We start from the raw sequence: 18,708 nt of genomic DNA on the forward strand, positions 1-18,708 counted from the left end.
TTACAGTTCCTCGTCCGCATGCAGCGCGATGCTGCGCTGCAGGGGCCAGGTCCAGATGCCGGACAGGCGCCACTCGCGTTTGTCGTTTTCCACCAGCACTTGCCAGCGGCTGCGCTCGAGCATCGGCAGCGCCACGGAAAAATTGCCGGCTGCGTCGGGCTGCACCAGCACCTTGATATCCTTTTCCGGCAGGGTCGCATGCGCCAGGTGCAGCTGCAAAGGCGCCTGATAGGCCTTGCCGAAGCTGTGCACGGAACCGGTCAGGCGTGCTTGCGCCACGTCATACGACAGGCGCGTATCCATCGCCAGGTCGCTGGCGATCGTGTCGCGCTTCAAATCCTGGTTGATCGCCTTGCCCTGCTTGTAATAATCGCCCACCACCAGCGCATCGGGCTGCGTAAACGCGATATAGCCCATGAAGCTGCCGACGACCACGGACAGGCCGGGGCCGATCATCAGCAGCCATGGCCAGCGATGCTTGTACCACGGTGCAACGGGTGCTTGCAGTTTCAGACTGTCGGACATGGTATTTCTCCTGTGTAAACGGCCAATCCCCGTGCGGGGACCGGCCTTCCTGCAACTTCGTGGCGGCGGCGAGGGCACCCGGTCCCCGTCCGCCTTTCCTTGTTAACGTGGCACGATGAATACCGCGCTTTCACGCACATGCAGCGATGGGTCGTCCAGCGATTGCAATTCGATCGCAATCTTGTTCGAGCCCTTCTCTCCCACGCCGTGCGGCACGCGCAGGCGGATCGGCCAACCCAGCGTTTCCGTCGGCTGCAAGGTCACTTCTTCGCGCGTCAGCAAGGTCAGGCCCGGCAAGCCGGAAGCGCTGATTTTGAAATGCTGGCTTTGCTCCGACGTGTTCATGATCTGCAGGCGGTAGACGTTTTCGATCATGCCGTCTTCCACTTCGCGTCCCATGGAACCGCGGTCGCGGATCACGTCCATTTTTAGGGGCGTGCGCAGGGCCAGCGAAGTACACACGGCGATGATGATCAGGGCCAGGATGGAAGTGTAGATCAAGACGCGCGGGCGCATGGCGCGCTGGCGTATCTGCTTCGAATTGAAGTTGTTTTCCATCGCATGGTCGGTACTGTAGCGTACCAGTCCCCGTGGCCGGTCGACCTTGTCCATCACGCTGTTGCAGGCATCGACGCAAGCGGCGCAACCGATGCATTCATACTGCAGGCCGTTACGGATATCGATGCCGGTCGGACACACCTGCACGCACAGGGTACAGTCGATGCAATCGCCCAGCTTGTCGTTGTTGCCGGCCTTCTTGCTCATGGCGCCACGTGGTTCACCGCGCTTGGCATCGTAGGTGATGATCAGGGTGTCCTGGTCGAACATGGCGCTCTGGAAGCGCGCGTAGGGGCACATGTATTTGCACACCTGCTCGCGCAGCCAGCCCGCGTTGCCGTAGGTTGCCAGACTGTAGAACAAGACCCAGAACCATTCCCAGGGACCGAAGTTCAGCGTGGTCACCGACTGCGCCAGTTCCTTGATCGGCGTGAAGTAGCCGACAAAGGTAAAGCCCGTCCACAGGGCGATGGCGCCCCATACCAGGTGCTTAGCCGTCTTCTTGAACGCCTTGCGCACGGAGGGGCCCTGCTTGTCGAGGGCCATGCGCGCGCTGCGCGTACCCTCGATGCGGCGTTCGACCCACAGGAAAATTTCCGTGTATACCGTTTGCGGGCAAGAGAACCCGCACCACACCCGCCCGGCAATGGCCGTGACGAGGAACAACAAATACGCACAGATGATCAGCAGGGCCGCCAGATAGATGAAATCCTGGGGCCACAGCACGACGCCGAAAATGTAGAACTTGCGCGTGGTCAAATCGAACAGCAGGGCTTGCCTGCCATTCCAGGTCAACCACGGCAAGCCGTAGAACGCGAGCTGGGTAAGCCATACGCATACCCATCGCCAGGTAGCGTAGCGTCCTTTGGCCTCGCGAGGGTAGATTTGCTCGCGGGCCGCATACATCTTGATGACTTGAGGTTCCATTTTTACTTTGCGGGTGCCTGCGGATTCGACAGGCTCCAGACATACGCCGACAGCACGTGTACCTTGGATTCGCCGAGGAAATCGCTGAAGGCCGGCATGGTGTTGCTGCGTCCCTTGCGTACGGTTTCCATGATGGTGTCGGCGCTGCCGCCGTACAGCCAGGTCTTGTCCGTCAGGTTTGGCGCGCCCAGCATCTGGTTACCCTTGGCATCGGCGCCATGACAGGCCATGCAGGCGCCGAACTTGGCCTTGCCCAGCACCGACTTGACGGGATCCGAGGTCGAGCCGGACAGGCTCAGCACATAATGGGCCACGTTCTCGACATCCTTTTCGGACCCTAGGGCGGCGCCCATCGGTGGCATTTGCCCATTGCGGCCGTGCATGATGGTGGTCTTGATGATGTCGGGTTCGCCGCCATACAGCCAGTCCTTGTCGGTCAGGTTGGGGAAGCCCTTGTTGCCGCGCGCATCCGAACCGTGGCATTGCGCGCAGTAGGTCAGGAACAGGCGCTGGCCGATGGCTTGCGCCTGCGGATCGGCGGCCACCGTCTTCAAGTCCTGGCTCAGGTACTTGTTGAACAAGGGACCGTAGTCGGCTTCCGCCTTCTTCAGCTCTTCCTCGTACTGGCCCGTCGATTTCCAGCCCAGGCTGCCGGCATAGTTGCCCAGGCCCGGATACAGGAACAGGTACGCCAGCGAGAAGACGATGGTGATGTAGAACAACCACATCCACCAGCGCGGCATCGGCGTATTGAGTTCCTTCAAGTCCTCGTCCCAGACGTGGCCCGTGGTGCCGTCGGCGGGGGCGCCGGCCGGCACTTTCACTTTCGACTGCGAGTACAGCAGCACGCCGCAGCCGATGATGCCCAGCAGGGACAGCACGATCACATAGATATTCCAGAAGCCGTTGGTAAAGTCAGCCATGGTTATGCTCCTTCGCCAGGGTCGTCTCGGCCTCGGCCGGATAGTCGAGCGCGTCGTCGGCGAACGGCAGACGTGCCGCCGCGTCGAAGTCGCTGTTGCTGCGGCTGAACGTCCACCACAGGATGCCCACGAACGTCGTAAAGGAAACCACCGTCATGACGCTGCTGGCGCTGTCAAACAGGTTTTCGATTGCCATGCTAATTCCTTGTTTTGATTAATGTACCGAGGCCTTGCAGATAGGCGACCAGGGCGTCTTCTTCCGTCTTGTCCTGCAGCTGCGCGGGGCCGGCGGCGATCTCTGCATCGCTGTACGGCTGGCCCAGGCGTTTCAGGGCGCGCATCTTCGGCATGATGTCGTCAGGCACCAGCTTGGTCTTCGCCAGCCAGGGGTAGGACGGCATGTTCGACTCGGGCACCACGTCGCGCGGGTTGTTCAAGTGCGTGCGGTGCCATTCGTCGCTGTAGCGCGCGCCCACGCGGGCCAGGTCGGGCCCCGTGCGTTTGGAACCCCACTGGAACGGACGGTCGTAGACGAATTCGCCGGCGACCGAATAGTGGCCATAGCGTTCCGTTTCCGCGCGCAGCGGACGCACCATCTGCGAGTGGCAGTTGTAGCAGCCTTCGCGCACGTAAATGTCGCGGCCTGCCAGGCGCAGCGGCGAGTACGGTTTCAGGCCGGCGACGGGTTCCGTCGTGCTCTTCTGGAAGAACAGGGGAACGATCTCGACGGCGCCGCCGATGCTGATCACCACCGTGACCAGGGCGATCAGCAGCCAGGGGTTTCTTTCAATCCATGCATGTGAAAATTTCATTTGCTTTCGCTCCTATCAGGCGTGCGCCGCGTTCAGTTCCGGAATGCGGGCGACGGGGAGTTTGCTGCCGCGCAGAGTCATCCAGGTGTTGTAGCCCATGATGCACATACCCGACAGGTACAGCAGGCCACCGGCCACGCGCACCACGTAGTACGGATACGTCGCTTTCACGCTCTCGACAAAGGTGTAGGTCAGGGTGCCGTCCGGATTGACCGCGCGCCACATCAGGCCCTGCATCACGCCGGCGATCCACATTGCGGCGATGTACAGCACGATGCCGATGGTGGCCACCCAGAAGTGCACGTCGACCAGGCGCGTGCTGTGCATCTGCGTGCGGCCCGCCAGGCGCGGCAGCAGGTAGTAGATCGAACCCATGGTGATGAAGCCCACCCAGCCCAGGGCGCCCGCATGCACGTGGGCAACGGTCCAGTCGGTGTAGTGCGACAGCGAGTTGATGGTCTTGATCGACATCATCGGACCTTCGAAGGTGGCGATGCCGTAGAACGACAGCGAAACGATCATGAATTTCAGGATCGGATCGGTACGCAGCTTGTGCCAGGCGCCCGACAGGGTCATGATGCCGTTGATCATGCCGCCCCAGCTTGGTGCCAGGAGGACCAGCGAGAAGACCATGCCGATCGATTGCGTCCAGTCAGGCAATGCCGTGTAGTGCAGGTGATGCGGGCCCGCCCACATGTAGGTGAAGATCAGCGCCCAGAAGTGGACGATCGACAGACGGTACGAGTACACGGGGCGCTCGGCTTGTTTCGGGATGAAGTAGTACACCATGCCCAGGTAGCCGGCGGTCAGGATGAAACCCACCGCGTTATGGCCATACCACCACTGGATCATCGCGTCCTGCACGCCCGCATAGGCGGAATACGACTTGGTGAACGAGGCTGGCATGACGGCGCCATTGACCACGTGCAAGATCGTCACGGCCAGGATGTAGGCGCCGAAGAACCAGTTGGCCACGTAGATGTGCTTGACCTTGCGCTTGATCAAGGTGCCGAAGAAAACGATGGCGTAAGCGATCCAGACGACGGCGATGAGGATGGCGATAGGCCATTCCAGTTCCGCGTATTCCTTGCCGCGTGTCATGCCCAAGGGCAGGGTGACGACGGCGCACAGGATCACCGCTTGCCAGCCCCAGAACGTGAAGGCGGCCAGTTTGTCGGAAAACAGGCGCACCTGGCAGGTGCGTTGTACAACGTAGTACGAAGTAGCGAACAGGCCGCAGATGCCGAAGGCGAAAATCACCGCATTCGTGTGCAGCGGACGCAAGCGTCCGTATGTCAGCCATGGTATGTCGAGGTTCAGGGCAGGCCAGGCCAGCTGAGCGGCGATGATAACGCCAACCAGCATGCCGATGATGCCCCATACCACAGTAGCGACCGCGAATTGCTTCACGATCTTGTAGTTATAGTTCAGCGATTGATCCACAAAGACTCTCCCTGGAATTACTATTTATGATGGTGGCCAGAGAGTAAGTGTTTGACCGGGAAAAAACTTTGATGTGGATCAAAATTCCCCGGATGAAATAAGCGTAGCGAAGTGGCATCGAAATAAAGTGATATTTCGATCAAAAAAGCCATGCAAGATCCCTGCAAGCGCTGCTTGACCTGTGTCAAAAGACGCTTGCCGGCGCTGGCGGGCGCCAGCGTATTGCGTGGGAAAAAGTCAGGCCGGCGGTTCGCCGGGCGCCGGCTTGGCCGGCGTGTCGTCGTCCTGCAGCACGCGCAGGCCAGGTCCGACGAGGTCGTCGAACTGGCCGCTGTCCGAGGCCGTGAAATACACCCACAGGGCGATGAAGACGACCACGACGCTTAAGGGGATGAGGAGGTAGAGAGCTTCCATTAGACTTTCCGCAGGCGCAGGGCGTTGGCGATGACGACGGCCGAGCTGGCAGCCATGCCGACGCCGGACAGCCAGGGGTTGAGGAAACCCAGCGCGGCGGCCGGGATGGCCGTCAGATTGTACAGGGTTGCCCAGCCGAGGTTTTCGCGGATGATGCGCATGCTGCGCGCCGCCGTTTTCGCCGTGTCGAGCACGGAAACCAGTTGGCTCGACAGCAGCACCGTGTCCGCATGCGCCTGCGCCAGCGCGGCGCCGGAACCCATGGCGAAGGACACGTCGGCACCGCTCAGTACGGCGGCGTCGTTGATGCCGTCGCCGACCATCGCCACCACGGCGCCCGTGGCCTGCAATTGCTGGACGAAATCGAGCTTTTCATCGGGCAGGCATTCGCCGCACGCCGTGTTGATGCCCAGTTCCGTCGCCACGCTTTGCGTCAGCGCTTCCTGGTCGCCGCTGAGCAGCACGACTTGCTTGCCGCGCCGGTGGAAATACGCGACGACGTCAGCCGCTTCCGGGCGCAACGCGTCGCTGAGTAAAAAGCGCGTCAGCCAGCGCCCCTGCGTGCCCAGGTACAGCGGCGTCATGCCCTGCATGCCGACGGCCGTGTCGCCCAGCGGCGGCCCGGCGAGGGCGGCGACAAAGGCCGCATTGCCCAGGCGGTAGCGCACGCCGTCGACGATGCCCTCCAGGCCCTGGCCTTGCACTTCTTGCAATTGTTCCGCATGCGCGCGCGGCGGTTGTCCTGGCAAGCCTTCTGCCGCTGCCAGGATGGCCTGCGCCAGCGGATGGGCGCTGCCCGCTTCCAGCGCGGCGGCCACCTGCAGGCAAGCGTCCTCGCCCATGCTGCCGAGCCCCTCGGTTTGCCGCAGCACGGGCCGGCCCAGGGTCAGGGTGCCCGTCTTGTCGAAGACGATGTGGGTGGCGCGGTGCAAGGTTTCCAGCACATGCGGCTGGACGATCAGCACGCCGCGCCGCAGCAGGCTGTCGGTGGCGGCCGCCAGCGCCGTCGGCGTGGCGAGAGACAGCGCGCAGGGGCAGGACACGACCAGCACGGCGATGGCCACGGGCCACGCTTGCGACGGGTCATGCCAGCTCCAGAAGGCGAACACGGCGATGGCAAACAGCAGCAGGCCCAGCACGAACCAGGCGGCGACCTTGTCGGCCCATTGGGCGATCTGCGGCTTGCCGCTGCCGGCCCGCTCGATCAGTTTCAACAGGTCGGACAGGGTGCTTTCGCGCGCCGGTTTGAGCACGCGCAAGATGAGCGCCGCGCTGGCGTTGATCGCCCCGCCCGGCACCCGCTCTCCCGTTTTTCTCCGTTGCGCCGCGCTCTCGCCCGTCAGCAGGGATAAATCGAGCGCGCTCGTGCCTTCGATGATGACGCTGTCGGCGGCGATCGCCTCGCCCGGTTTGACCAGAATCACGTCACCGACGGCCAGGCTGCCGGCCGGCACCAGGGTGGTGGCGCGGTCGTCCGGGAAGCCCGCCATCAGCGACGCGGACGCGGGCAAGGCGTGCTGCAAGCGTTCGAGGGCCGAGGCGGCCTTGCGGCGCGCCTGCAGCTCGAAATAGCGGCTGCACAGCAGCAGGAAGATGAACATCGTGGCCGAGTCGTAATACACCTCGCCGCGGCCCGTGAAGGTCGCCACCACGCTGCCGAAGAAGGCCGCCAGGATGCCCAGCGCCACGGGCACGTCCATGCCCAGGGTGCGCGCGCGCAGGCTGGCCCAGGCGCCCTGGAAGAAGGGCATGGCCGAATAGCAGATGGCCGGCAAGGTCAGCAGCAAACTGGCCCAGCGCATCAGGCTGGCCATATTGTCATCCAGCGTGCCATCCTCGGCCAGGTAGGCGGGCGCCACGTACATCATCACCTGCATCATCGACAGGCCGGCGACGAACAGCTGGCGGCCCAGGGTCTTGCTGGCCTTTTGCAGGCGCTCGCCATGGCGCACGGCATCATACGGATAGGCCGTGTAGCCGACCTGGCGCACGGCTTGCAGGATGTCGCCCGGTTCGCATTCGGCGCGGCTCCAGCGCACGTACAGGCGCTCCGTGGCGACGTTCAGGCTGGCCGCCTGCACGCCGGGCAAACGCGTCAGCTGGCGCTCGATCAGCCAGACGCAGGCGGCGCAGCGGATGCCTTCGACGGACAGGGTCGCCTCGCAACTGCTGGCGTCGCGCGCGAATTGCGCGTCGTCATTGCTGTACAGGCGCAGCTCGGGCGGCACCAGGGTGGCGTCGGCCGCGTTGACGGCATATTCGTCGCGGTCGCGGTAATACGCGCTCTGGCCGATGTCGACGATGGTTTGCGCCACCGCTTCGCAGCCGGGGCAGCACATGGCGCGCGGCACGTCGTCGATGGTGACGAGCCAGCTGGAGCCGACGGGGACGGGCAAGCCGCAATGGAAGCAGGCGGACGGTTGTAACACAGCATTCATAGGTTTGATTTCATGCGTCTTTTCATGGATGGCCCGTGACGCACAGGGCGTCGAGCCAGCCCAGCGACACGCCATTGGCGGCGCGCAGCAGGCCCAGCACGCCAAAGCCCAGCACCAGCAAGCCGCTGGCGATGCGCACGGGACGGCGCTGCATCTGCGCGCGCAGGCGCGTGCCCAGCAAGCCCATGCCCAGCAGGGTGGGCAGGGTGCCCAGGCCGAAGGCGGCCATGGCGGCCGCGCCGTTCAGGGCCGAACCTTGCATCATGGCCGTCAGCAGGGCGCTGTAGACCATGCCGCACGGCACCCAGCCCCACAGACCGCCCACGGCCAGCGCCTTGAATGGCGTATCCATCGGCATCAGCGGCTTCAACAGGGGGCGCACGCGGCGCCAGATCACGTTGCCGGCCGCTTCCAGGTGCGCCAGGCCGCGCCAGGCATCCATCAGGTACAGGCCCAGGGCGACGAGCATCAGGTTGGCCAGCCAGTAGCCGGCCACTTGCAGGGACGCCAGGTGCAGCATGCCGGCGCCCGCCAGGCTGCCGGCCAGGGCGCCGGCCAGCATGTAGCTGCCTATGCGCCCGCCGTTGTAGGCCAGCACGCGCAGCACGTTCGTTTGCACGCTGGTCTGCAGCGCCGGGCGCGCCACGGCGATGGCAATGACGGGGCGCACGGGCGCCGCCGGCGCGCCCCCGCCCAGCGACAGGGCGCCGACGATGCCGCCGCACATGCCGATGCAGTGCACGCTGCCGGCCAGGCCGACCAGGAACATGGGCACGAGGCTGAGGGCGTTCATCGGGCGCGATTACACCGTTTTCGAGTAGCGCAGCGGCTGCACCGCGTCCGGCGCCGTGTTGGCGCGCGCCAGGGTCAGGTAGCGGTCGAAGACCATGCAGATATTGCGGATCAGCAAGCGCCCTTTCGGCGTCACCGTCAGCCAGTCTTCCTCGATGACGAGCAAGCCGTCGCGCGCCAGTTCGCGCAGCTTGTCCAGCTCGGCGGCGAAGTAGCTGCGGAATTTGACGGGGTGCGCTTGCTCGATGGTGGCGATCGACAGTTCGAAATTGCACATCAGCATCTGGATGATGATACGGCGCAACAAATCGTCCGTATCGAGCTTGATGCCGCGCGCGATCGGCAGCACGCCTTCGTCGAGCTTTTCGTAGTACGCGTCGAGCGTCTTTTCATTCTGGCTGTACACGGCGCCGACGGAGCTGATGGCCGACACGCCGCAGGCGATCAGGTCCGCCTCCGCGCGGGTCGAATAGCCCTGGAAGTTGCGGTGCAAACGGCCCTGGCGCTGCGCCACGGCCAGGTCGTCCGTTGGCTTGGCGAAATGGTCCATGCCGATGTACACATAGCCGGCGGCCGTCAGGCGCGCGATGCACAGGCCCAGCATGGCCAGCTTGGTGGCGCTGTCGGGCATGTCCGCGTCGAGGATGCGGCGCTGCGGCTTGAACAGGTGCGGCATGTGCGCGTAGTGGTACAGGGCGATGCGGTCGGGGCTGGCGTTGATCACCTTGCGCAGGGTTTCCGTCATGGTGTCCAGGTTCTGTTTCGGCAAGCCGTAGATCAGGTCGATGCTGATCGAGCGGAAACCGGCGTCGCGCGCCGCCTGCATGATGGCCACCGTTTCCGCTTCCGGCTGGATGCGGTTGACGGCTTTTTGCACGTCGGCGTCGAAATCCTGCACGCCCAGGCTGATGCGGTTGAAACCTTGCGCGCGCAGCGAAAACACGCGTTCGCGCGACACCGTGCGCGGGTCGATTTCGATCGAATATTCGCCGTCTTCATCGGACGCGAACTCGAAATGCTGGCGCAAATGCGCCATCAGTTCATCCATCTGCTTTTCGCTCAGGTAAGTGGGCGTGCCGCCGCCGAAATGCAGCTGTTCGATCTGGTTCATGCCGGCAAACAGCTTGCCCTGCATGGCGATTTCCTGCTTTAAATAGCTGAGGTAGGTGGCCGCCTTGCTGCGGTCTTTCGTGATGATCTTGTTGCAGGCGCAGTAGTAGCACAGGGTGTCGCAGAACGGCACGTGCACGTACAGCGACAGGGGACGGCGGCCGCCGCGCATGCGCAGGGCGGCCAGCGCTTCGAGGAAGTTGCCGTAGCCAAATTCCGCATTGAAACGGTCGGCGGTCGGGTAAGACGTGTAGCGCGGGCCGGACTGGCTCATCTTGCCGATGATGACCGGGTCGAATTCGACGACGGCGTCCAGGTCGGCGGAAGCACTGCTGAGTAGTGTAGGCATGGTGTGTATGAAGTCTTGAAAGGTTTAGGCTGCCAGGCGTTTCATGGCGGGTTTGCCGGCGTTCGCGGCGCCCGCAGCACCCGATTTTCCGCCAGGCATGGCGACGCGGCGCGGTGGCGGCATCTTGCCGAAATTGAACAGGCTCACGGCTTGCGACAGGCTGGCCGCTTCTTCCGCCAGGCGCGTGGCGGCCGCGGCGGCTTCTTCCACCAGGGCCGCGTTCTGCTGCGTCACCTGGTCCATATGGGCGATGGCCTGGTTGACCTGGTCGACGCCGATGCTCTGTTCGCGCGAGGCGATGGAAATTTCCTGCATGATGGCCGTCACCTGCTTGACGGAGCTGACCACCTGTTCCATGGTGGCGCCGGCGCGGTTCACCTGCAGCATGCCGGCGCCCACCTTGCCGACGGAAATTTCAATGAGTTGCTTGATATCCTTGGCTGCCACGGACGAGCGCTGCGCCAGGTTGCGCACTTCGCCCGCCACCACGGCGAAGCCCCTGCCCTGCTCGCCGGCGCGGGCCGCTTCCACGGCCGCGTTCAAGGCCAGGATGTTGGTCTGGAAGGCGATGCCTTCGATCAAGCCGATGATGTCGACGATTTTCTTCGACGAGGTGTTGATCTCGTCCATGGTGGTGATCACTTCGGAAACGATCTCGCCGCCCTGCACGGCCACTTTCGAGGCGGCCACGGCCAGCTCGTTCGCCTGCACCGAGTTGTCCGCGTTCTGTTTCACCGTCGACGAGAATTCCTCGATGCTCGAGGCCGTTTCTTCCAGGCTGGCCGCCTGCGATTCCGTGCGGCCCGAGAGGTCCATATTGCCGACGGCGATTTGCTTGGTGGCCACGGCCATGGTTTCCACGTTGATGCGCACGTCGCGGATGGTGGCGATCAGGTTGCTGTTCATCTGTTGCAGCGCGCGCAGCAGTTGACCCACTTCATCCGTGCTCTCCGTTTCAAAACTGCCCGACAGGTCGCCGGCGGCAATGGCCCGCGCGCCGTTCAGGGCCTTGCCCAGCGGTTTGAGCACGGACATGCGCAAGGTGTACCAGAGGAAAACGTTGATCAGGAAACCGAACAGGGTGGCGCCGAAGATGGCGTAATTGGTGATCTGGCCGCCGCTGGCGAACAGGCTGATGACGCACACCAGCAGTTGCAGGCAGTTGACGATGGAGGTGGCGGCCCAGATGCGCAGGTTGAGCGACATGTGCGTCAGGCTGTGCAGCAGGTGCGCCAGGCCCGGGCGCACGATCTGCCCGTTCTTGATGACGATGTTGCCGCCTTCCTTGTTGCGGATGGCCGCGTAGGCTTCTTCGGCGGCCTTGACCTGGTCCTTGTCCGCCTTGACGCGCACGGACATGTAGCCGATGGTCTTGCCCGCTTCGCGGATGGGGGTGACGTTGGCGCGCACCCAGTAGAAATCGCCGTTCTTGCAGCGGTTCTTGACCAGGCCCGTCCACGGCGTGCCGGCCTGGATCGAGGTCCACAGGTCGGCGAACGCTTCGGCCGGCATGTCCGGGTGGCGCACGATGTTCTGGGGCGAACCGAGCAGCTCGGCCTCGCTGAAGCCGCTGACCTGACTGAAGTAGGGGTTCACATACACGATATTGCCGTTCATATCCGTTTTCGACACGATGGCCTGATCGTCCAAGACGAGGACTTCACGGTTAGTCACTGGCAAATTTTGTCGCATGGTCGCGGCTTCCTGATCAGTTAAATAGGCAATTGGTGAGTAAGACTTGCACGATTGCAAGAATGGAGATCAGTGTAAGGAGTCGCCTGCGCAAATTTATTGATGTAGATCAAAATCCTCAAGATTGGTCGTGCTTGCACGCATTTAGCGATAGCAATGCGGCATTGTTTTAAAGGCACTGGTTGTCGGCAGCGGCTAATCGATACCCGCCGTCAGGGGGCGCAGGCTGCCCACGGCGTAGCCTTGCGCATAGTCGATGCCCAGTTCGCGGATGACGGCCAGGGTGGCTGCGTCTTCCACGTATTCGGCCACCGTTTCCAGGCCCATCACATGGCCCACTTCATTGATGGCCTTGACCATGGCGCGGTTGATGGCATTGGTGGCGATGTCGCGCACGAAGACGCCGTCGATCTTCAAATAGTCGACGGGCAGGGCTTTCAGGTAGCCGAACGAGGAAAAGCCGCTGCCGAAGTCATCGAGCGAGAAGCGGCAGCCCAGGGCCTTGAGCTGGCGCATGAACACTTGCGCCTTGGGCAGGTTGGCGATGACGGCCGTTTCCGTGATTTCAAAGCAGATTTGCTCGGGCGCAATCGCGAATGCCACGAATTGCTCGGTGATGTAGTCGTGCAAGCCGGCATCGGCCAGCGACATGCCCGACAGGTTGACGGAATACAAGGCCGGTGCGCGGCGCCGGCTTTCCGCCAGCGCGGCCAACGGCGGCAGGCTGTCGCGCACGCTCTGGATATGCGCGCAGACGGCGCGGATGACCCAGCGGTCGATGGACAGCATCATGTCGTAGCGTTCGGCGGCCGGGATGAAGGCGCTTGGCAAGATCAGGTCGCCCTTGCTGTTGCGGATGCGGATCAGCACTTCGTCGTGGTGTTCCGGGCTGTCGTGCAGGTGCACGATGGGCATGGCGTACAGGCGGAAATAGTCGTGGGCGAACGCTTCGTTCAGGCGCGAGATCCACAGCATTTCGCCATGCCGCTGCGCCAGCATGACGTCGGACTCCTGATAGATATGGATGCGGTTGCGGCCCTGCTCCTTGGCCAGGTAGCAAGCCTGGTCGGCCGCGCTCAGCAGCTCGCTCATGGACTTGCTGTCCTGGCTGATTTCCACGATGCCGATGCTCACGCCCAGCTCGAAGCTGCGTTCGTCCCAGGCGAAACGGAAATCGCGCACGGACTGGCGCAGCTGTTCGCCGATCAGGCGCGCATGTTCGAGCGGACAGTGCGGCAGCAGCACGCCCAGTTCGTCGCCGCCCAGGCGCGCCAGGATGTCGCTGTCGCGCATCCGCCCCTGCAGCATCTTGGCCAGCAGCTGCAGCAGCACGTCGCCGGCGCCGTGGCCGCAGGTGTCGTTGATGACCTTGAACTGGTCCAGGTCCAGGTACAGCAGCGCATGTGCGTGGCCATCCTGCTTGGCCGTGTGCAGGGCACCGGCCACCAGGTGTTCGAATTCGCGCCGGTTGATCAGGCCCGTCAGGGTGTCGTGCGTGGCTTGCCACGACAGTTCCTGGCTCAGCTTACGCTCGTGGCTGACGTCGCGGAACACGACGACGGCGCCGAGGATGTGGCCGTCGCGCGACCAGATGGGCGCGGCCGATTCCTCGACGGCGATGCGCCGCCCGTCGCGCGTGACCAGTTGCGAGCGGGGCGAAATGCCGATGGCCTGGCGCTGTTGCAGGCAGCGCATGGCCACGTGCTCGCGCGCTTCGCCCGTGCGTTCATCGGCCAGCGGCATGGTCAGGCCGATGTCCAGGCCCTGCGCCAGCTCGTTGCTCCAGCCCGTCAATTGCTCGGCCACCCGGTTCAGGTAACGCGTCTTGCCCTGCGGATCGGTGGTGATGACGCCGTCGCCGATGGAGCTGAGCGTCACTTCGGCCAGTTCCTTGCGCTCGGCGATCATGAGTTCGCGCGCCATGTGCTCGGTGATATCCCAGATGATGCCCAGGGTGCGGTCGGCCTTGCCGCCGGCATTGACGAAGACTTGTGCCTTGGCCGCCAGCCAGTGCTCGCTGCCGTCGGGCCAGACGACGCGGTATTGCAGGGCGTAGCCGCCGCGCCGGCGCACGCCGTCCTGCAGCACGTTGACCACCTTGTCGCGGTCGCCGGCGTGCACGCAGTCGAGAAAGCTGCGGAATGGCTGCGTCAGCGCCCGTTCTCCCAGGCCCAGCAAGGTGGCGCCCTTGGCCGACCAGCTGACCGTGCCGTCGATGACCTGGCCAGCGACGATGCGCGAATCCCAGATCGCCATGTGCGCCGCCTCCAGCGCCATCTGCAAACGTTTCTGCTGGTCGCCCATCATCCTCTCCCGACATGGATACAGGAATAGACGCGCCGCTGGTGTTTAAGTTCCCGGCAGCTCGGCGGGTGTGCTGGCCGAGGCGCGCGCCACGTCGCGCACGTTCTTTTGCACGGCCACGGCAGCGAATAGGCTGAGCAGGAACGCCATGGCATAAAACCCTTTCTCGCTGTTTTGCAGGGTGGCGTTCCACAGGCCCACGGTCAATAACAGCAAGGCCAGCAGCACGGAAATCCAGCACAGGCCGAAATAGATGCCCGTCACGGCGATGCCTTCGCTGCGGTCGCGCACGGATTTTTGCAGCGAGATGGCGGCGAACAGGCCATACATGAGGATGGTGAAGTAATAGCCCTTCTCGTTGAGGGCCATCGTGGCGTTCCACAGGCCGGACAGATAGGTGACGATGCCGATCAGCAATGCCGCCCAGGAGGCGCCGATGAAGGCGCTGCTGGGGCGTGGGGCGGGGGAAGTCTGCATAGGGTCTCCATGGGCAGCGGGCGCCGCCGGCATGGCCGGGGCGGCAGGCACGGATGCGCCTGCCGCTCCATCAGACCAGAAAGCTTATTTGCTTGGCTTGATCATGCGCAACAAAGCCGACACGGCCGTGACGCCGGCCAGCACCAGGCCGCCGGCGATGAGGCCGGCCACCGCGTTGATCAGGCTGGGCGTGACGGCCGCCAGCACGGGGCCGATGCCGGCCACGCCGCCGACGGCTTCCTCGACGTGGTGCAGCATGCCGCTGGCCCACGGCCAGCCGTGCGTCAAAATGCCGCCGCCCACCATGAACATGGCCAGGGTGCCCACCACGGAGAGAAACTTCATCAGTTTCGGCGCCGCCGACACGAGCATGCGGCCAAAGCCGCGCACGCCGTCCATCAGCGCGCCTGCGCCCTTGCGCGCCGCCAGGTAAAAGCCCGCGTCGTCGAGCTTGACGATGCCGGCCACCAGGCCGTACACGCCCACCGTCATGATGAGGGCGATGCCGACGACGACGGCCACCTGTTCGGCGAAGGTGGCTGCGGCCACCGTGCCCAGGGCGATGACGATGATTTCCGCCGACAAAATGAAATCGGTGCGGATGGCGCCCTTGATCTTGTCCTTTTCCAGCGCCACCAGGTCGACCTGCGGGTCGCGCAGCGCCTGCGCCAGTTCGGCCTTGTGGCTGTCGTCCGGGTGCAGATACTTGTGCGCGATCTTTTCGAAGCCCTCGAAGCACAGGTAGGCGCCGCCCACCATCAGCAGCGGCGTGATGGCCCATGGCGCGAACGCGCTGATGGCCAGCGCGGCGGGCACGAGGATGGCCTTGTTCTTCAGCGAACCGACGGCGACGGCCCACACGACGGGCAGTTCGCGCTCGGCGCGCACGCCGGCCACTTGCTGCGCGTTCAGGGCCAGGTCGTCACCGAGCACGCCGGCCGTCTTCTTGGCGGCCACCTTGGTCATCAGGGAAACGTCGTCGAGGATGCTGGCGATGTCGTCGAGCAGGGCCAGCAGGCTGGAGCCGGCCATCTCAGCGCGCTCCCACGGTGGTGGCAGGAAATTGTGGAGCGAGGAAAGTGTTGTTTTTCATGATGTTATTCTTGGTTGTACGGCAAGGAACGATGTGGCGAAGGCGTGACCGCGATCTTACCTCAGGCGGGGCCGGCAAGGCCGCACGGGCCGGGTTAAAATTGCCTCTCATCACCATTTTTGGAAACCGCATGCCCTTTGCCACCTGGATCACCTTTGTCATCGCCGCTTCCATCATCGCCGTCTCGCCCGGCTCGGGCGCCGTGCTGTCGATGTCGCACGGCCTGTCCTACGGGGTGAAAAAGGCCAGCGCCACGATTCTCGGCTTGCAGCTGGGCCTGCTGGTGGTGCTGGGCATCGCGGGCGCCGGCGTCGGTTCCCTGCTGCTGGCGTCGGAAGTGGCGTTCAATATCGTCAAGACGGTGGGCGCGCTGTACCTGATCTACCTGGGCCTGTCGCAATGGCGCGCCAAGGTGGCCGTGACGGGCGACCTGCATGCGGACGCCGTGGCGCCGTCCATGCGCCGGCGTGTGCTGACGGGTTTCCTGACCAACGTGACGAATCCGAAGGGCATCATCTTCATGGTGGCGGTGTTGCCGCAATTCATCAGCCCCACGTCTCCGCTGCTGCCGCAATTGCTGATCCTGGCCGTCACCATGTGCACGATCGACCAGATCGTCATGCACAGCTACGCCTTTTTAGCGTCCTCGATGCAGCGCTTCTTCCGCGACGCGCGCGCCGTGAAAAAGCAGAACCGCTTCTTTGGCGGCTTGCTGATGGCCGTCGGCGCCGCCCTGTTCTTCGTCAAGCGGGGCGGCCAGACGGCGTCCTGAGCCAGATCAAGATGCAAACATTTGTAAGCCCGCTTGCGATGCCCGCCCGATAGGACTGTAATCGGGGTGTTGTCTACCTTTCATCTCTGTCCGTCCTGCCTGGAGCGCTGCCATGCGTCCGACCCTGTCCTCCCCCTTCTTGAACACCGTGTGCGCCGTGCTGCTGTCGTCGGCGTGCTCCCTGGCCCTGGCGCAGGACCCGCCCGCCCGCGTGGGGCGCATTTCCACCGTCGAAGGGCAGGTGCTGGTGCGCGCCGGCGAGGGCGAGGCGCAACATGCCCTGCTGAACTGGCCTGTCACGACGGATAACCGCTTGACCACGATGCGCGGCGCGCTGGCGGAATTGCGCGTGGGTGCGGCCGCCGTGCGCCTCGATGGCGATTCCGAGCTGGAAGTGAGCGAGCTCGATGACGACAGTTTCAAATTGCACCTCGGATATGGCACGGTCAGCGTGCGCGTGCGCAATCCCGACGCGCTGCGCGGCTTCGAGCTGACCACGGCCCAGGCCCGCGTGATCCTGACCCAGCCGGGCTGGGTGCGCATCGAGGCGGGGCGCCAGCCCGGCACCAGCATCGTCAGCGTGCTCGAAGGGGCGGCCGACGTGGATGGCGCGACGGGCAGCGTCACCTTGCGTGCAGGCAAGCGCGCCGAATTGACGGACGAAGAATTGCGCACGGGCGCCTTGCAGAGAATCGCCTTCGACAACTGGCCCGAAGCCTTGCCCGCCGCCGCGCCGGCCTTGCGCTATGTCACGGACGATACGACCGGTTATGAAGAGCTGGACCGCTATGGCGCCTGGCAGGACAACGCGGAATACGGCCCCCTGTGGCTGCCCAGCACGGTACCGGCCGGCTGGGCGCCGTACAGCGACGGGCGCTGGACGTGGATCGCGCCGTGGGGCTGGACCTGGGTCGACAATGCGCCGTGGGGCTACGCGCCCTCGCATTACGGCCGCTGGGTGCTGCTGGGCCAGCGCTGGGGCTGGGCCCCGGGCCGCGAGCGCGGCCGCGTGCCCTGGGCGCCGGCCCTGGTGGGCTGGGTCGGCGGCAATCACGGGACCGGCCACGGCCAGCAGCCGGGCGTGGGCTGGTTTCCCCTGTCGCCGCACGAGCGCTACGTGCCTGGCTACCGCAGCAGTGCCGAGTATGAACGCCGCCTCAACCGCGTCGCCGACGGGCGCCGTTCCGTGATGGGCGAGCGCGAACGCCGTGAAGGCATGACGATGCTGCCGGGCGAGCGTTTTGGCGGCGCGCGCACGGTGGACGTGCCGCGCCGCAACCGCACCATCATGCCGGCGCCCGTGCTGCAAAGCATGCCCTTGAGCACTCCGCCTGCGCCGGCGGGCAACTGGCAGCGTCCCGCCGATGCGCCGCGCCAGCAAGATGGTTTCCGGCGCGACTGGGGCAACCGTCCTGGCCGTTTGCAGACGGACGATGGCCAGACGCACCTGGCGCCGCGTCCCATGCAGCCGAACCGGCCGCCCGTGCCAGTCCAGCCGCCGCAGCCGCCGATACCGGCGGCGCCTTCCTTGCCGCCCGTGCAAGATCCGGTGGCGCACCCCGGCTGGCGTGGCGAACAGCGGCCCCGCGCCGAGCGGCCGCAGCCGCGCCCCGCCATCGAGCGTCCTGCCGAGGTGCAGCGCCCGGACGGCAACCGCTGGGAGCGTGGCGGCCGCCGCGAAGTGCTGCAGACGGCGCCGCCGCCTGCCATGCCTGCGCCACCGCCCGTGGCCCAGCCGCGGCCCGCGCCGCCGCCGATGCCGGCTCCTGTGGCGCGTCCGGCACAGGAGGCGCGCGGGGGCGAACGCAGCGGGCCGCCACGTGAGCGGAACAATGACCGGGGCAATGAGCGCGGCGGCCCCGGCCGTAATGGCCGGATGCAGGAAGCGGAGCGCTGAACTGGCCGCTGGCGCTGGCTGCCTGTCCGTCCGGTCATGGATTATCGACGTTCAAGCCGCCAAACCGACAGTTCGTCACATTTCAGCGGTCAAGCCGCGGTGTTTTGTCTACAGTGGAGTCATTGCAGCACAGCGCAATGCCTGCGCGGCTGACAGCACCGATTTTCCGGCTATTTTGTCCA

General features: G+C 64.6%; 16 protein-coding genes. 2 read left to right on the forward strand and 14 right to left on the reverse strand.

What is annotated here, in order from left to right; all coding sequences use genetic code 11:
• The 14 genes from NCG91_RS10665 to NCG91_RS10730 form a co-directional block, all read right to left on the reverse strand.
• A complete protein-coding gene (locus NCG91_RS10665) occupies nucleotides 1-525 on the reverse strand; it encodes a FixH family protein (protein ID WP_251349655.1) in 525 nt (174 codons plus the stop codon).
• Between the two features lie 102 nt (nucleotides 526-627).
• Nucleotides 628-2,010, reverse strand: a complete 1,383-nt coding sequence (gene ccoG, locus NCG91_RS10670; RefSeq protein ID WP_099666002.1) for a cytochrome c oxidase accessory protein CcoG — start codon at nucleotides 2,008-2,010, stop codon at nucleotides 628-630.
• A gap of 2 nt (nucleotides 2,011-2,012) precedes the next feature.
• Nucleotides 2,013-2,933 (reverse strand): cytochrome-c oxidase, cbb3-type subunit III, encoded by a 921-nt coding sequence (ccoP, locus tag NCG91_RS10675; RefSeq protein WP_251349656.1) that lies wholly within the window; start codon nucleotides 2,931-2,933, stop codon nucleotides 2,013-2,015.
• Nucleotides 2,926-3,129, reverse strand: a complete 204-nt coding sequence (locus NCG91_RS10680; RefSeq protein ID WP_251349657.1) for a cbb3-type cytochrome oxidase subunit 3 — start codon at nucleotides 3,127-3,129, stop codon at nucleotides 2,926-2,928. Before NCG91_RS10680 ends, ccoP begins: the two co-directional genes overlap by 8 nt.
• A gap of 1 nt (nucleotide 3,130) precedes the next feature.
• The gene (gene ccoO, locus NCG91_RS10685) at nucleotides 3,131-3,745 is read right to left on the reverse strand and encodes a cytochrome-c oxidase, cbb3-type subunit II (protein WP_251349658.1); all 615 of its coding nucleotides are present in this window, start codon (nucleotides 3,743-3,745) and stop codon (nucleotides 3,131-3,133) included.
• 15 nt (nucleotides 3,746-3,760) lie between these two features.
• A complete protein-coding gene (gene ccoN, locus NCG91_RS10690) occupies nucleotides 3,761-5,188 on the reverse strand; it encodes a cytochrome-c oxidase, cbb3-type subunit I (RefSeq protein WP_034782722.1) in 1,428 nt (475 codons plus the stop codon).
• Between the two features lie 237 nt (nucleotides 5,189-5,425).
• Entirely contained in the window at nucleotides 5,426-5,602 is a 177-nt protein-coding gene (gene ccoS, locus NCG91_RS10695) for a cbb3-type cytochrome oxidase assembly protein CcoS (protein ID WP_251349659.1), read from the reverse strand.
• Nucleotides 5,602-8,040 (reverse strand): heavy metal translocating P-type ATPase, encoded by a 2,439-nt coding sequence (locus NCG91_RS10700; RefSeq protein ID WP_251349660.1) that lies wholly within the window; start codon nucleotides 8,038-8,040, stop codon nucleotides 5,602-5,604. Before NCG91_RS10700 ends, ccoS begins: the two co-directional genes overlap by 1 nt.
• A 22-nt stretch (nucleotides 8,041-8,062) precedes the next feature.
• Nucleotides 8,063-8,833 (reverse strand): sulfite exporter TauE/SafE family protein, encoded by a 771-nt coding sequence (locus NCG91_RS10705; RefSeq protein ID WP_251349661.1) that lies wholly within the window; start codon nucleotides 8,831-8,833, stop codon nucleotides 8,063-8,065.
• A 9-nt stretch (nucleotides 8,834-8,842) separates the two neighbouring features.
• Nucleotides 8,843-10,291, reverse strand: a complete 1,449-nt coding sequence (gene hemN, locus NCG91_RS10710) for an oxygen-independent coproporphyrinogen III oxidase (RefSeq protein ID WP_099666007.1) — start codon at nucleotides 10,289-10,291, stop codon at nucleotides 8,843-8,845.
• A 24-nt stretch (nucleotides 10,292-10,315) separates the two neighbouring features.
• The gene (locus NCG91_RS10715; protein ID WP_251349662.1) at nucleotides 10,316-11,983 is read right to left on the reverse strand and encodes a methyl-accepting chemotaxis protein; all 1,668 of its coding nucleotides are present in this window, start codon (nucleotides 11,981-11,983) and stop codon (nucleotides 10,316-10,318) included.
• Nucleotides 11,984-12,178: 195 nt separating this feature from the next.
• Nucleotides 12,179-14,287: an EAL domain-containing protein gene (locus NCG91_RS10720; RefSeq protein ID WP_251349663.1), complete on the reverse strand. Its 2,109-nt coding sequence runs from the start codon at nucleotides 14,285-14,287 to the stop codon at nucleotides 12,179-12,181.
• A gap of 45 nt (nucleotides 14,288-14,332) precedes the next feature.
• Nucleotides 14,333-14,764: an inner membrane protein YiaA gene (gene yiaA / locus NCG91_RS10725; protein ID WP_251349664.1), complete on the reverse strand. Its 432-nt coding sequence runs from the start codon at nucleotides 14,762-14,764 to the stop codon at nucleotides 14,333-14,335.
• 84 nt (nucleotides 14,765-14,848) lie between these two features.
• Nucleotides 14,849-15,796, reverse strand: a complete 948-nt coding sequence (locus tag NCG91_RS10730) for a DUF808 domain-containing protein (protein WP_251349665.1) — start codon at nucleotides 15,794-15,796, stop codon at nucleotides 14,849-14,851.
• A gap of 191 nt (nucleotides 15,797-15,987) precedes the next feature.
• Here NCG91_RS10730 and NCG91_RS10735 point away from each other — a divergent pair, with 191 nt between their 5' ends.
• Both NCG91_RS10735 and NCG91_RS10740 read left to right on the forward strand, forming a co-directional pair.
• Entirely contained in the window at nucleotides 15,988-16,629 is a 642-nt protein-coding gene (locus NCG91_RS10735) for a LysE family transporter (RefSeq protein WP_251349666.1), read from the forward strand.
• Nucleotides 16,630-16,741: 112 nt separating this feature from the next.
• Nucleotides 16,742-18,526 carry a FecR family protein gene (locus tag NCG91_RS10740; protein WP_251349667.1) on the forward strand — a complete coding sequence of 595 codons (1,785 nt, stop codon included), beginning with the start codon at nucleotides 16,742-16,744 and terminating at the stop codon, nucleotides 18,524-18,526.
• The last annotated feature ends 182 nt before the right edge of the window (nucleotides 18,527-18,708 follow it).

The organism is Janthinobacterium kumbetense (assembly GCF_023703445.1).
Classification (GTDB): domain Bacteria; phylum Pseudomonadota; class Gammaproteobacteria; order Burkholderiales; family Burkholderiaceae_D; genus Janthinobacterium; species Janthinobacterium kumbetense.